This is a genomic window from Mycobacterium sp. 1165178.9 (genome assembly GCF_001673555.1).
In the GTDB taxonomy this organism is placed as follows: domain Bacteria; phylum Actinomycetota; class Actinomycetes; order Mycobacteriales; family Mycobacteriaceae; genus Mycobacterium.
This window is the reverse complement of record NZ_LZMB01000514.1, coordinates 1-15,401: the sequence shown is the minus strand read 5'-3', so window position 1 is coordinate 15,401 and position 15,401 is coordinate 1. Positions and strand designations below refer to the sequence as shown.

General features: G+C 68.1%; 8 protein-coding genes and 1 pseudogene. All 9 read right to left on the bottom strand.

Annotated features, from left to right (window positions below; all coding sequences use genetic code 11):
- Positions 1 to 160 precede the first annotated feature (160 nt).
- Positions 161 to 3,391, bottom strand: a complete 3,231-nt coding sequence (locus tag A5652_RS21870) for an arabinosyltransferase domain-containing protein (protein WP_067356626.1) — start codon at positions 3,389 to 3,391, stop codon at positions 161 to 163.
- Positions 3,388 to 6,714 carry an arabinosyltransferase domain-containing protein gene (locus A5652_RS21865; RefSeq protein ID WP_067356623.1) on the bottom strand — a complete coding sequence of 1,109 codons (3,327 nt, stop codon included), beginning with the start codon at positions 6,712 to 6,714 and terminating at the stop codon, positions 3,388 to 3,390. Before A5652_RS21865 ends, A5652_RS21870 begins: the two co-directional genes overlap by 4 nt.
- A 144-nt stretch (positions 6,715 to 6,858) precedes the next feature.
- On the bottom strand, positions 6,859 to 7,482 hold the full coding sequence (locus tag A5652_RS21860) for a maleylpyruvate isomerase family mycothiol-dependent enzyme (RefSeq protein WP_067356620.1): 624 nt from the start codon (positions 7,480 to 7,482) through the stop codon (positions 6,859 to 6,861).
- A complete protein-coding gene (locus A5652_RS21855; RefSeq protein ID WP_067356616.1) occupies positions 7,479 to 7,964 on the bottom strand; it encodes an SRPBCC family protein in 486 nt (161 codons plus the stop codon). The genes A5652_RS21860 and A5652_RS21855 overlap by 4 nt, the downstream gene beginning before the upstream one ends.
- Positions 7,961 to 8,284: a helix-turn-helix transcriptional regulator gene (locus A5652_RS21850; RefSeq protein ID WP_067356611.1), complete on the bottom strand. Its 324-nt coding sequence runs from the start codon at positions 8,282 to 8,284 to the stop codon at positions 7,961 to 7,963. The genes A5652_RS21855 and A5652_RS21850 overlap by 4 nt, the downstream gene beginning before the upstream one ends.
- A gap of 108 nt (positions 8,285 to 8,392) precedes the next feature.
- Positions 8,393 to 11,668: an arabinosyltransferase domain-containing protein gene (locus A5652_RS21845; RefSeq protein WP_067356608.1), complete on the bottom strand. Its 3,276-nt coding sequence runs from the start codon at positions 11,666 to 11,668 to the stop codon at positions 8,393 to 8,395.
- Positions 11,669 to 11,674: 6 nt separating this feature from the next.
- Positions 11,675 to 13,695, bottom strand: a pseudogene (locus A5652_RS21840) (galactan 5-O-arabinofuranosyltransferase).
- Positions 13,696 to 13,697: 2 nt separating this feature from the next.
- Complete coding sequence (locus A5652_RS21835; protein WP_067356605.1) at positions 13,698 to 14,462, bottom strand: decaprenylphospho-beta-D-erythro-pentofuranosid-2-ulose 2-reductase; 765 nt, start codon at positions 14,460 to 14,462, stop codon at positions 13,698 to 13,700.
- On the bottom strand, positions 14,463 to 15,401 hold a 939-nt coding region (locus A5652_RS21830), incomplete at its 5' end, for a D-arabinono-1,4-lactone oxidase (RefSeq protein ID WP_067356601.1). It abuts the gene before it with no gap.

Sequence of the window (15,401 nt, the reverse complement as noted above, 5' to 3'; positions counted from 1 at the left end):
TCCGTGGTGTGAAATGGATCACAGCGGAATAAGTATTGTCCCGAAAATGGTGCCGTTAAACCTGGAGAACTAATTACTCTGCCGTTAATTCAGCGCACTATTCGACCTATGAATAATGACAAAGCAACGCCATTTGAAAACGCGGTGCTTCGTTCGCTGGCTACGGCTTGATGCGAATGGGTCCGGGTGACCACCATCCGGTCCGGGTGGCGGTGCCGAGGTCGAGTTGCGCCGGGCGCGCGTCGGCGATGGTGTCGAACTTGCGCAGCGATCCCCAGTCACGGCCCCAGTCATTCGACAGGTACGTCGACATCACGTGGGCCCGCAGCAACAGGTCGGTGATGCCCAGCAGCCCGCCGTTGACGCCGTCCTGCCAGGTGTCGGTGTCCTGCTTCTTGGCGTTGTAGTCCGGCGTGATGCGGAACTCCGGGATCTCGGTGACGCCGTTGGAGTGCAGCATCGGCTGCTGGCACGGGAAGGCCAGCCCCACGGCCCAGTCCATCAGCACTGGCCGCCTGGAACCGATGTACTCCTGCAACGAGCGCAGCTCGGGCACTCGCGGCGGGGTCAGCGCGATCCAGTCGTCCGGTGTCAGCGACAAGTCCTCGGCGACCACCCGCACCGCGACCGCGTCGGTGGGCATCGCCGAGCGCGCGAAGCGCAGGTTCCGCCATACCTTCGGTTGCTCGCCGTACAGGTCGTAGGGCACCAGCCGGCCGGCCGGCTGCACCGAGCCGCCGGGACCGGGCCTGCCGAATTCCAGCTCCACGGTCTGGCCGCTGGTGTGGCCGTGCAGGATGCTGTTGCCGGCGATGGTGCCCGCGGCGGTCACCACCACCAGCGGGTGTCCGTCGTCGGGCTTCGGCAGCTGGTACCACGCCGAGGTGAGTCTGCTCTGCTGCTGCGCGCCTGTGGTGTAGCTGCCCGCCAGCGGCACCCGGTTGGGGTCGAGACCATACGGCAGCGGCATCGTCGAGCCGTTGACGCCCGGGGCCTTCAGCTTGGTCGGCGCATCCCAGTCGTAGTCTGTGCCAGGCTGCGGCACCTCCGTCTCCTTGATCGACTCGGCCAGGGTGCGGTCCGGCACGCCGTTGGGCGTGAATCCCATTGGGTTGACGCCACCCAACGGCCCGAGCGGGCCATAATTGCCCGGCAGCGGCGCCATGAAGCCGGTATTACTGTCCGGCTCGACGAGCACGTCGTCGGCCAACCCGCAGCCACCGCTGAACTCGCGCAGGTTGTCCCAGGCATTGGAGTACGTGGGGTACTGGCGAACGATGCCGGCCACCATCGACGCGATGAACACCATCGCCATGAAGCCGGCCGCGATGGGGATGGGCGCGGCGGTCAGCGCCCGCGCCAACCGTCCTTCGCCGCGGTCCTTAGGCGCGAAGTGCAAGTACGCCGCGTACAGTGCGACAATAACGAACAGCGCGAAAAAGACTGTGCTGACGCTGATTCCGTGGAACCTCGGCATCACGTTGTTGAACGGGACACCGAAGCTCGACACGTACCACCAACCGTTCGTGGTGGCGAAACACAGCGCCAGGACGAAGAGCAGCGCCGCCAGGAACGCCATGCGATTGCGCGACCAGCGCAGGATCTCGTGCGACACCAGCACCGTCGTCAGCGCGGCCATCGCCGCTCCCACCGCGGCGAACAGCCCGAAGTGGTGGACCCACTTGGTGGGGGTGAACATCAGGAAGAACATGGTGCCGAAGATGACACCCATCAGCCGCCAGGCCGGCCCGCGCGCCACGCCGGGAATTCGCTTGCGCCGCAACATGATGAAGACTGCCGTGAAGAGGCACAGCGCCGCGACCAGAAAGCCGAAGCGGCGCGACAGCGACCCGTCGACGGTGGGCAGTATCAGGTAGTAGTAGCGCAGGTTCTCGGTGTACCAAGCCTGACTGGGCCCGATCGAGGTTCGAATCCTGGTGGCTTCCAACACCGTTGACAACGTCTGATCGGCGAACACCACGGTCAGGATCACCGTGCCGGCCGCCAGCATCGGCGCCACGAGCGGCAACGTGCCGACAAGGCGGTGACGTTTCACCAGAATTCGCAGGATGGGGCGGCCACCAGCGACCAGCGCGGCCACCGCGATCAATCCGGTGGGCTGGACGCCGAGGGTGAACGCCGCGGTGACGACCGCCAGCGCGGCCGGCGTCAGCCGGCTGTAGCGCATCGAGCGTTCGATCAGGACGTAGGTGATCAGGGAACCGACGGCGATGATCGGCTCGGGGCGCAGGCCGTTGTCGAACGGCATCCAGGCGGTCAGCAGGACCATGCCCGCCGCCCAGTTCGCCGCCTTGCTGGAGGCCACCGCGGGCCCCAGTCGGGGCAGCACCTCACGGGAGAGCAGCAGCCAGCACACTATTCCGGCGATCAAGTCCGGCAACCGCATCCACAGGCTGGCGTCGGTGACATGGGTCATCAGCGCCAGCAGGTTGTAGTACCAGCCGAAGGGGTCCTCGGGGCTACCGAACCAACGGAAGTAGTTCGACATGTAGCCGGCGCGGTCGGCCACGCGGGCCATGCCCAGGATGTAGCCGTCGTCCGACGAGTTCGCCCCAATCACATGCCACAGCACGAAGCCGGAGATCACCGTGACGTCGGCCAGGGTGAAGGTGCGCCAGTTCGCCGGGATGAGCCGGCGCATCCGGTGACCGTCCAACTGGTCGAGGCGCCACAGCGCGATAAGCGCGACGATGGTGGACACGATCGCCAGCACCATCGCGGCGAGCTTCAAAGTCGTTGGTGTGGTGGAGAACCGGGTGTCGATGGTCGCCGACAGCTTCAGATCCGCCGGGGCCGGCCCGCTGAGGTCGGTGAACACCCCCACGATCTGCGGCCGCAGGTTCGGGTCGGGGAAGCCGCCGCCGATCGGTTTGCCCGCCGGATCATTCAGTCCGACGAAGGTGGCGTAGGCCCCCGCCTTCGTCGAGGTGATCTCGATGCGCTGACATTGGGGGGACGCCACCTGATCCCGTGCCGCACTCGCGATCACCACGTTGCGGTCGGTGACATCGACGCGCTTGCCGTTGACGACCACGAACAACGCGTTGAGCGCGGCGTCCTTGCCCTTCTTGGGCGCCGTCGAGAGCACGACCCCGCCCTCGGGCGGCAGGGCGCGCACCACCGAACACGGCACCGTCACGTGCACGTCGACCGGTGTCAGCGAGATCAGCGGCGCGGTAACGCTGTTCAGCTGGCCGTTCTGCGGCCAGTTCAGCTGCGCGGTGGTCTGCACGACCGGGAGCAGCGGCGTCGCGATCGACAGGATGAAACCGATCAGCCCGGCGATCGTGGCCACCCAGCGCGTTACGCGGATGTCCTGGCGGGGGGCCGCCTTATCGTCTTCGCGCTTGTCGACGGTCGTAACGCTCATGGGAGTGCTCGAATCGGTCCCTGCCGGCTCCAGCCGTGCACTGTCATCACACCCTGTTCGATTGCGGCGTCCGGCGCCTGGTCAGCCGGCACCAACCGGAAGTACTGCTCCACGGATCCCCAGTCACGATGCCAGTCGCCACGCAGATACGTCGCGACCGTCGAGGTACGAAGCATCGCCTGAGTGATAAGGAATGGGCCCCCGTCCTCGCTGGCCTGCCACCCGTTCGACGACGCCGCCGTCTGCTTGTGATCGGGCAGGATGCGGTACTGCGGAAGTTCCGCAACGCCAAGGTGTTCGGAGAGCGGATGCTGGCAGGGGAAGTTCGCGGCCGTGGCGATGTCCATCAGCACGGGGGTCTGCGATCCCATCAATTGCTGCAGGGTCTGCAGCACCGGGACCCGCGGCGGCGTGACGGCGAACCACTGATCCGAGCTCAGGTTCGGGTCGTACGCGACGATGCGCGCCACGTTCGCCTCCGGTGGCGCCCAGGTCAGCGGGAACCGCAGGTTGCGCCACGCCGGCTCCGGCCCGATGTCGATCGGATACACCTCCGCCAGCGGCTGGGTGGTGCCGTCGGGACGGGCGACACCCCACTGCAGTTTCAGCTGCTGCCCATACGTGAAGGTGCCGTCCTCCTTGTACGACCAGATGGCGCCGGCCGCCGTCACCACCACGATCGGCCGGTCCGGGCTACGCGGCGGCAGTTGGTACCACGCCGAGGTCGCGGTGGCGGCCAGCGAATTTTCGCCGTAGCTGCCCATCACCGGGGTGCGGGCCGGGTCCAGGCCGAACGGCAGCGCCGCGTGCGAGCCGTTCACCCCGACGGGGCCTTTGCCGCCGGCCGTCCCCGCGGAGTCGGTCATGGTGGCATTGGGTTTGTTGGGTGAGCCGGTGGAATTCACCACACCCGGCTTGGTCACCACCGGGTACGACCTCAGGTCGTCGCCCACGCCGTCAGGTTTGAAGCCGACCGGATTGCTGCCGCCCAGCGGTCCGTCCGGCCCGAAGGTCTGCCCGGGCGCCGGCTGCAGCATGCCCGCATTGGGGTCTGGCTCGGCCAGCACGTCGTCGGCCATGGCGCAGCTGGCGGGCGACAGCCCCGAACTGATCGCGGCGAGGTTGGCCTTGCCGGTGGTGTAGAGCGGGTAGCGGAACACCGCGCCCTTGGTCAGCGAGGCGACTTCCCCGACGACCATGATGGTCGCGACCACCAGCAGCGGGGTCGACGCGAGAACCCGGTTGCGCCGGTTGTCTTTGACCTCGGTGTGCCCGGCGTAGTCCATCCGGAAGTGCTGCCAGGCGGCCAGCAGGCCGGTCGCGATCGACAGCGCCAAAAACATCGACGTCACCGGGTGGCTGGCGACGACCGGCTGGATGTCGTACCAGGGCACCCCGTAGTTGCCGACGTAGAACCAGCCGTTGACGCCGGAGGTCGCCACCGCCAGCACGAACAGCAGCGCGGTGACGTACAGCGTCAGGTTGCGGCGGTTGTGCAGGCCGATCCGGGCCAGGGCGAATGCGGTGACCGCGCCCAGCGCGCCGGCCAGCCCGGCGAACGCACCGAACTGGACCGCCCACTTCGTCGGCGTGAACGTCAACAACAGCAGGCCGAACGCCGTGGTCCCGATCAACCGCCACGCCGGGCCGCTGGCCACGCCCGGGATCCGGCCGCGACGCAGCAGGGTGACCAGCATGCCGAACATGCACAGCAGCAGCACCAGCACGGCGAATCGCCGGGCCATCGATCCGTCGGGGTTGGACTCCACCGTGAGGAAGTAGTAGCGCAGCCAATCCTGGTACCAGGCGATGGTCGGGCCGACCTTGTACTTGATCCGGGCCGACTCGCCGACCGTGGCCAGCGTCTGACTGCGGAACACCACGATAAGGATCAGCGACAGCGCGGCCGCCAGCACCGCCAGCGGCGCCAACAGTCCGTCGGTCGTCCGGCGGCGCCGGATCGTCTGGGCGACGGCCCGCGCACCGGTCAACAGCGCGGCGACGGCGATCAGGCCCTGCGGCGCCAGCGTCGCGGTCAGCATCGCCACGATGATGGCCACCGCCGCGGGCGCCAGCCGGCGCAGCGCGATCGAACGTTCCATCAGCATCCAGGTGACCAGCACACCGAGGGCGATCAGCGGTTCAGGCCGCAGGCCGTTGTTGAACGGCAGCCACGCGGCCACGAAGACCGCGCCCGCGGTGAACACCGCGACCCGGTTGGCCGCGAGCCCGCCGCGGCCCGGCCCGAGCCGGCGCAGCACCCAGTGGCTGATGATCAGCCAGCACCCGATTGCGGCGACCGTGGCGGGCAGCCGCATCCAGACGCCGGCCGTGCTCACCGAGGCCATCTTGGCCAGCAGCGCGAGGTACCAGTCGAACGGCGCGTCCGTGGTGCCGAAGTAGCGGTAGTAGTTGGCGATGTAGCCGGCGCCGGGGGCGACGCGCGCGATGGTCAGGTTATAGCCGTCGTCCGACGAGGTGGCCCCGATAACGTGCCACAGCAGCAGGGTCGCGATCACCCCGGCGTCGGCGATCCAGGTCGCGATCCCCACCCGCCGCCAATTGGCCAGGCGGGTGCCGGGGCGGTATCGGGAGAGCCAGGCGATCGGGGAGCGCCAGTTGAGTAGCGTGCTGCCGCCCCGGCTGCGGCGGTCCAGCACCGCGAGCGCGACGATGGCCGTCAGCACCGCCAGGGCGCCCAGGACCATCACCACTTCCTTGAGGACGGTGGGCGCGGTGATGAATCGGGTGTCAATGTCGATGCGCGCCGACAGCCCCGGCCCCGCGGGCACCTTCATGTCGGTGAAGACGCCGCCAACCTGGGGTTTCTTTTCGGCCGGCAGTACCCCGGAGGCGCCGGGTATGCCGACGAAATCGGCGCCCGTCGCGCCGGCGTTGGCCCAGACGTGCAGCACGCTGCAACCCCCGGCGGCGACCGCTGCGCGTTGTGCGACCGTGGCCACCGTATCCCGGAAAGCGACGACGACCACGTCGGCGTTGGCCCGCACGAACAGTCCGTTCTTCCCGGCGTCTATTCCGCCGGGCGGCAGGGTCGAGACGACCAAACCGCCGGCGGCGGGCAGGGTGGCGATGTCCGGGCAGGGAATCGAGATGTCCAGCGCGCGGGGCGCCCCCGATACCAGGGGGGCGGTGACCTGGCTGACGTGCCCGTCCGTGCTGCCCTGGGGCCACAGGACCGTTGCGGTGGTCTGTCTTACCGGGAGCAGCGGGACGGACAGACACAGCAGCAGGCCCACGATTCCCGCGATGGCGGCCACCGACCGGGGCATCCGCTGCGATCGCTCTTTACCGTCGTGGGGCACGAGGCTCGATCGTAAGCGACGCGGCTTTGTCCGATGAGGACGCGGGGCCGCGCAGCGCCCCGGCGACGAGCCTGACCGTCGCTGTCATCCGATGCGCGCGAGGGGCCGCGCAGCGCTTCAACACGGGGGGTCGGCCACCGGACGCTATTTGCGGACCCGGTCCGCCAGCGTCCCAACCCCGGGCCCGGCGAGGTCGGCCAGCGCGGCCGGGCGCCCGGTCATGGCCAGCAGGAGCGCCTCGCCGGGGCCGGTCACCTCGGGCCCGTCGCCGTGCGTCCACTCGACATCGGTGGCGCGCAGGCGCAAGCCCCGGATCCTGCGGCCCGCGCCAAGTCGGGGATTACCGGGCACCAGGGGAAGGATTCGCGCGAGCCGATCGGGCGGCACGTCGCGCGGCCGGTCAAGCGCGCGCCGAATGTCCTGGTGATGAATTGTGCCGTCGACGAGTGCGATCATCCCGCCGAAACCTGCTGTCAATCCGCGTGGTTGGAGGTGGGTGCGCAGGAATTCCAGCAGCTGTTGCGGGGTCAGAGCCGCGAATTCGTCGACGCCCACCTGGTTTGCCCGCACGATCCGGCCTTTGGCGAACCGTTTGAGCAGCCCCAGCGGGCCCAGCTCTTCATAGCTGATCACATGCGCGACAACATCTTTCACGGTCCAGCGGGTACACAGCGTGGGCGCGTCCCAGTCTTGCGGTGTCAGCGTGGCAAGGAATTCCGCGAGGTCGGCCCTCTCCTGGCAGGCCATGTCCATCAGGTCGGAGCTCATCGCGGGTCACCGCCGCTGAACAGCCCCACATACCGGCGTAGGTACAACGGCCAACCCGCGTCGCCGTCGACGCCGTCGGCGACGGACTCCCAGGCCGGCCCGTGCCGGTCCAGATGGCGGTGTTGCAGTTCGACGCGGGTGCGATCGTCGGACTCCGCGGTGAAGCGCACTTCGACCTCGCTTGTCTTGGCCGGGTCGGTTTCCACCTGCCATGTCGGACCGATGTCCCAGCTGAACATCACGCGGTGAGGCGGCTCGTAGACCAGGATTCGCGCCCATCGGCACACGCTGCCGTCGACGCCTCGGTCGTAAATATGGCCGCCCACTTGGGGTTCGAACACTGTCTCGGCGATCGGAACCGCCAACAGATTGTGCTCACGCGGCTTGAATGCGCCGAACTGTTCGGTGAAGACTGCGAACGCGCGCTCGATGGGTGCGTTGACGACGACGTGATGGTGGACGTCGGGAGTCCGCTGGGTCATGTTGCTCCTTCGTTCATCTCGTCGATGGTCTGCGCGTAGCCGGCCAGCGCTTGCGTCCAGAATCGGTCGAGATCGGCGCGTAACGCCTGCAGACCGGTGGGGTCGAGCTGATAGACCCGACGGGTTCCCGCGGCGCGGTCGCGCACCAGCCCGGCGGACTTGAGCACCTTGAGGTGCTGGGACACCGCCGGCCTGCTGACGGGCAGATCGCGAGCCAAATCACCGACCGCCGACGGGCCGTGCGCAAGGCGCTCCACGATGGCCCGCCGTGTCCCGTCCGCCAGCGCCAGCCAGACGTCACTCGCTTGGTAAGTGACCACGAACCGTAAGTGTAGACTTACCGATAGCGGACCTCAAGGGTCCCGGGCGACTATGCGCGCCCGATACGCCGGGCAAAGAGCGCGGCTGCTCGAGACGTATTGTGCGCCTTAATGTCTCAGTGGCGCGGGCCCCCACAGGCCGCTGCGCGTGGCCGTCCCCAGCAACAGGTGGGCGGGTTCGGCGTCGGGGTAGTAGGGCGTCAGCCGTTGCAGCGAGCCCCAATCGCGAGACCAGTCGCCGTTGAGATAGGTGGCCATGGTGGTCGCCTTGGTCAACAGCTCGGTGACGCCCAACGGGCCGCCGCCGTTGTTGTCCATCACCGGTGAGTTGGCCTCGGCTCCGAATCGGTCCGGCAGGATGCGCCATCTCGGAGTCTCGTCGACGCCGTTCTGATGGCCGAACGGTCGTTGGCAGGGGAAGGCCAGCCCGACGAGCCAGTCCAAAAACACCGGGTCGGTGGAGCCCACCACGTCCTGCAGCGTGCGCAGCTGCGGAATCCTCGGCGCGGTCAGCGCGATCCAGTGCTGCGGAGCCAGGTCTTCGTCGTCGGCGACCAGCCGAATCTGGGTGGCGGTATTGGGAATTGCGGACATCGCCAACCGCAGGTTGCGCCAGGCCGGCGACGCGCCCACGTCCGCGAATTGGAGTGAACCGCCGGGGTGTCCGCCGGCCGCCTGATCGTCGGTGGCCCATTGCACCTGGACCTCACGCGGGTCGAAGCGACCGGCCGCACTCACCACCAGCAGGGGTCCCGCCTTGTCCCGGTCGGGTATTCGGTACCAGCTGGACCGCAGGTGCGCGGGCACCTGGATGCCGGAGCGCCAGCTGCCCAGCACCGGTGTGCGCGCGGGGTCGAGGTTGAAGGGCAGCTGGGCGGACGAGCCATTGATCCCCGGTGCGGGGGTGGTGCCGCCCTCGGTGCCGGCCTGGTTGCTGCCGGTCTTCTCCTCGTCGTTGACGAAGCTGCGGTCACCCGGGCGGTCCATCACCGGGTCCGCGCGCACGTCGGCGGGAATCCCGTTGGGCGTGAAGGCTTCCGACAAGCCCGCGCCCAGGGCTTCTCCCACCGAAGGGCCGCCCGGTGCGCTCACCGGCGTCAGCATGCCGGCGCCCGGGTCTTGTTCCACCAGCACGTCTTCGGCCAGTCCGCAGGACTTGCCGGTCAAGGCCTGCAGGTTGGAGCGACCGACCGACCACGCCGGATACTGGCCGGTCATCGCCAGGGTCAGCGAAGCGACCTCGAACACCACCAGCAACCAGGTCGCGATTGCCAAGGGGGACTGGACGATTCCGGCGGCCCGCGTGCCCAGGCGGGTCTTGGGTGGCCCGTTGTGCGGGTCGACGAAGTGGAACCACGCCGCCAGTAGCAGCACCACCACGGTCAACCCGAGCAGCGCGGTGGCGAAGGCGTAATGCCAGGCCGGGAACTCATTCGACCACGGCACACCGAAATTCGATACGTACCACCAACCGTTGACGCTGGCGAACGACAACGCCACCAGGAACAGCACCACCGCGGCGTACACGGTGCGGTTGCGCCGGGAGCGCATCGCCACGGAGGTGACCGCGACCGCGGCGAGCGCGCCCAGCGGCCCGGCCAGTCCGGCGAACACTCCGAAGTGGTGGGTCCATTTGGTGGGCGTGAACATCATCGCCACGAAGGAGATGATGGTGATCCCGACGATGCGCCGGCTGGGCCCGGTGGCCGTGCCCGGAATCCGGCCCTTGCGCAACGACATTGCGACCGTGATGCCGAGCGCGAGAATCAGCGCCAGCACCGCGAAGCGGCGGGCGACCGACCCGTCGGGGCTGGCCATGAACAGCCGCTCGTAGCGGGTGTGTTCGTCGAACCAGCTGAGGCTGGGCCCGACGGCACGCTTGAGCATGCTGGCCTGGATCTCGCCGGTCAGCGTCTGGTCGCGGAAGATCAGGATGGCCGTGACGGTGACCGCGGCCAGCAGGGGGGCGATCAGCGGTAGCGCGCCGAACCGTTTGGAGCGGCGGTGCAGGATCGTCCGCAGCGGCCCGATCGCCACCAGCAGCGCGCCGATCGAGGCGATGCCCGTCGGCCCCGAGAACAGGGTCAGCGCGCCGATGATGCAGGCGATCGCCACCGGCAGCAGCCGGCTGGTCGCCACCGCGCGTTCCACCGAGCACCAGGTCAGCAGGATGCCCAGGGCGATGATCGGCTCCGGGCGCAGTCCGTTGTCCAGCGGCAGCCAGACGGCCAGGAACATGCCCGCCGCGGTCCAGGCCGCGGCGCGGTTCTGCTTGACGGCGTGGCCCAGCCGGGGCATGACTTCCCGGCTGATGACCCACCAGCACGTCAGCGCCATCGCGAGGGTAGGCAACCGCATCCAGACGCTGGTGGCGCTCACGTGTGCCCACAGCGCCAGCAGGTCGTAGTACCAGCCGAACGGCGCTTCGGGCGTGCCGAGCCACCGGTAGTAGTTGGCCATGTAGCCGGCGTGCTCGGATACCCGGGCCATGGTCAGGATGTAGCCGTCGTCGGAAGTGTTGGCGCCGACGAAATGCCACCACACCAGCACGCCGATGACCAGCGCGTCCAGCCCGCCGATCGACCACCAGCGGGCGGGCAGGAAGCGGCGGTGCCGGGTCCCGTCGGCGGTGTCGAGGACGTGCAGGGCGACCAGGGCGGCGGCCGTGAGCACCAGCCCGAGGATCATCGCGGCCATCTTCAGCGGCGTGGGGCTGCTGCTGTAGCGGGTGTCGATGGTCGCCGAGAAGTTCAGGCCCGACGGCGCCGGTCCGCTCAGATCCGTGAAGACGCCGACGATCTGGGGCCGAAAGTCGTAGCCGCTTTTCTCGCCGCGCAGCGGCGAGCCGGGATGCTCGGCGTTGGGCCCCTGGGTCAGCCCGACGAACTCGGCGGTGACGCGGTCGGCGTGCGCGGTGAAGGTCAACCGCTGGCAGGCCGGGCTGAGCACCTGGCTCAGCGGCGCGGTCACCACCGGGACGTTGCGCACCACCAGCACCAGGTCGTTGTTGGCGCGCACGATCAGCAGCCCCCGGTCCACGGCCTTCGGTGCCTGCTTGGGCACCGTCGACAACAACACCGTCTTGCCGGCGTTGCCTCCGCCGGACTGACCGGCGGCGGCCTGGCACGGGACGGTGACGGTCAAATCCGTGGCGACGTAGCCGATCAGCGGTGCGTCGACGCTGCCGAAGGTGCCGTTCTGCGGCCAGTTCAGTTGGGCGGTGGTCTGGTCGACCGGAAGCAGCGGGGTGGCGATCGCCAGCAGCACGCCGAGCAGCCCCGCGACGGAAGCAACCAGCCGGGCGATCCGGTGATTCGCTTCCCTGTCGTTCACGGAGCTAGATGCTAGTTCTTTGGCCGTTTGAGGCGCAGTGTCGGTGCTCATCAGCAGTTACGCCCCCGGCTTGCGGATGGCCAGTACGAATGGGCCGACGCTCTGGACGACGAAACGCGGGTTGTCGAACAGGGCCCCGCGCAGATCGACCGTGTATCGCCGCACGTTGGGCTGGTTTGGGTAGACGTCCTCGGCCAATCGCAGCGTGTAATTGCCTCCCGCCCCGCGGCGCATCAGGAAAACCGTCGGCGGCGGCCACGGGCAGGTGTCCAGGGCGTGAATCAACTCGTCTGCGGTCTTGAGGTTGGACCACTTGTTGATCTGCGCGGCGCGCAGGTCGAACTGGGCGAGCGGGTTGGCGTAGTGCGAGGTGAGCCCCTGGAATCCCCAGTACGGGTAGAAGGACAGGAAGCTGTAGTCGGCCGTCATCACCACGGTCTGGTCGCGGGGCTTGCCGGTCACCTGCGTGATGGCGTGATCGATTGTGGCGTAGAACTTCTCGGCGCTGGGTGGTCGGCGGTCCCCGCGCTGCCCGTGACCGTCGGTGTCGGTGTAGGCGATGGTGAGGTCGGGCCGCAGCACGTCGGGGATGTCCTGGCTGAACGCGATCGCGGCAGCCAGGCCGATGGCGCCGGCCACCGGGGCTATTGCGCGGCCCCAGCTGCGGTCGCGGCCCGCGGCGGCCAGCGCCTGCGCGAGTTCGAGGAACCCGAACGCCCCGGCGGCGACCAGCAACACGCTCAGGGTCGGCTGCAGCCGGAACGACAACAGGGTGGTGCGCGCCAGCGTGGTGAGCATCGACAGCAGCGACCACAGGTAGATGGCCAGCACGCCGATGGCCAGCGCGCCCGCCCGCACCGAGGATCGGGCCCGCAGCACCAGCCACAGGGTGCCGATCAGGCAGACGATGCCCAGCAGCGTGAACTGCAGCATCGGGAACGTCAACTCGGCGCCGTCGGCCGGTAGGTAATGCATGGCGCTGCCGGAGTTGCTGACCGGGCTGTGGACCGCGCGCACCACGAACGGGAGCCACGTCGTGCACGCGATCACCACGGCGATGCCGGCGATGACGGCCAACCGCCGCAGTGGATCGAGAGAGGCTTTGAGGCCGCCGGTCTTCCGGTTCCGGCGCCAGCGCACGCCGGCCAGCCACAGGGCCATCAACGCAAGCGTGAACGCGCTGAACCCGAACAGCAGCGTGTACCAGGTGGCCGTCCAGCCGAGAAACAGCCCAGCCGCGATCACCGCGCCCCAGCCCGCACGGCCAGGCGCGCCCGGTTCCTCCCGCTCCGCTGCCGCGAGTGTGAAGTTAGTTTCACGCTCGGACTCGACTGTGCGGTTGGTTTCACGCTCGGTGTCGGTTGCGCGGGCAGTCCCACGCTCACCGGCGCGCAGCCCCGACCAGGTCAGCACCAGCATCGGCGGCAACAACATGGTGATCATCGCCGAGTACGGCTCGGGCGAGCCGTAGGCCAGGGTCACCGCCGCGGTCGCGGTGGTGACGATCAGCGCGTATTCGAAGCGGACCATGCGCCACCACAGCACCAGCGCGACCGCGACGGCGATGGTGATCGAGGTGATGGCCCACGGCTTGAAGATCTCCCATGCCGGCGCCCCGCCGAGCGCCGCGGCGCGCCCGCCGATCCAGAACCAGCCCGGTGGGTAATACGGCGGCAGCCCGAGATAGGTCATGTCGCGCAGGGCGGGGCTGTCGGCCAGACGGGTCACGTATTCGGTGCGGAACTGCTGGTCGCGGAGATGCCGAACAGGTACAGCTTGGTCGCGCCCAGCGGCATGCCGAGGGTCACGACGGTGAACGCGGAGACGAACGCCAGCCCGGCCAGTTGGGCCAGCAGCCGGCCGCGCGGACGGGCACAACGCCGCCACACGAAGCCGACGGCGACCAGGCCGGCCAGGCAGCCGACCTGCCCGACGGTGGTCAGCGCGTGCAGCTGATTGGACGACGGAAACGCCGGCCACTGGACCCGGGAGATGGCGATCAGCGATACCACCGCGACGGCAACCGCGACCAGCACCGCCAAGGCCATCTGGCCGAGGGTGGCCAGCGCGTTCCGCATTATCAGATGGGAAGCTTGCGGAAGATGGGACGCGGGACGTGTCGCAACACCATCATCACATAACGGAATGCTGCTGGTGCCCAAACCAATTCCTTACCTTTGGCGGCCGCGGTCACCGCGAGGTTGGCAACATACTCTTTGTCGACGGTCAGCGGCGCTTCCTTGACGTGTGCGCTCATCCGGGTACGCACCTGGCCGGGCCGGATCACCAGCACGCGAACGCCATACTCGCGCAATGCTTCCGAAAGCCCCAGGTAGAAGCCGTCCAATCCCGCTTTTGTGGAGCCGTAGACGAAGTTGGACCGCCGTACCCGCTCGCCGGCGGCGGAGCTCATCGCGATGATCTGGCCGAAGCCCTGGGCCCGCATCTTCTCGCCCAGCAGGACGCCCACCGAAACCGCTGCGGTGTAATTGATTTCGGCGGCCAGCACCGCCTTGTGCTGGTTCTGCCACAGCTCTTCGGCATCACCGAGGATGCCGAAAGCGACAATGGCCACGTCGACGTCACCGTTGGCGAAGGCCGCCTCGATCATCTTCGGGTGGGTGTCGGGATCGGTGGCCTCGAAATCGATCAACTCGACCGAACGCGCGCCCGCGGCCTGCATCTGCGCCACCGCGGCATCGCGCGCCGGGTCGCTGGGCATGGCGGCCAACACAATCCGCGCGTGCGCGTTCTGCAGGTAGCGCTCGCAGATCGCCAGGCCGATCTCGGAGGTTCCGCCGAGCAGCAGGATGGTCTGCGGATTCCCTACGGCATCGAGCACCATTTAGAGCAGCTCCAAACGTCGGGCCATGTCGGAGGCGAAGACCCGCAAGGGATCGGCCTTGCGGCGCACCGCGATCCATTCGTCGATGCGTGGATACATGGCGTGGAAGGTTTCGGCGCTCACGCGAGAATCCTTGGCGGTGTATACCCTTCCGCCAAATTCCAGCACGCGCCTGTCGAGTTCGTTGAGGAACTCGTTGATCCCCGGCTTGTTGGGGAAGTCCATGGCGACGTTCCAGCCGGCCATCGGGAAACTCAGCGGCGCGCGGTTGCCCGGGCCGAAGAGCTTGAACACGTTCAGCGCCGAGTAGTGGCCGCTGGTCTGAATCCAGCGGATGATCGCCTTGAATTCGTCCATCGCGTCCGGCGGCACCAGGAACTGGTGTTGTGCGAAACCCCTTGGGCCGTAAGCATTGTTCCAACCGCTGACCAGGTCGAGCATGTGATAGAACTGCGACAGGTTCTGGATCTTGCCGCTGTACGTTCCGCCCAGCCGGTAATACACCTCGCCGATCGCCATGAACGACAGCTTGTTCATCGCGCTGACCGGGAACACGTCCGGCACCGTCAATAGCTGCGGCGCATCGAATTTCAGCGGGTTCTTGGCCAGCTTCTTCGGCAGCTGATCGAGCTTGGCCAGGCTGCCGCGGCTGACCGCGGCCCGGCCCAGCTTCGGCGGTGGGCTGATCAGGTCGAACCAGGCGCTGGAGTACGTGTAGTTGGCCTCGCTGCCGTCGAGGTGAATGGCGACCGTTTCGTCGAGGTCCTTGGTGGCAACGCCGTCGGCGATGAAGTAGGCCGTCTCGGTCGGCGTCATCGCGATGGTGGCGCGCAGCACGATCCCGGTCAGGCCGTTGCCGCCGACGGTCGCCCAGAACAGCTCGGCATCGTCGCCGTCCGGGGTGATGGTGCGGACGGTGCCGTCGGCCATGAGGAGATC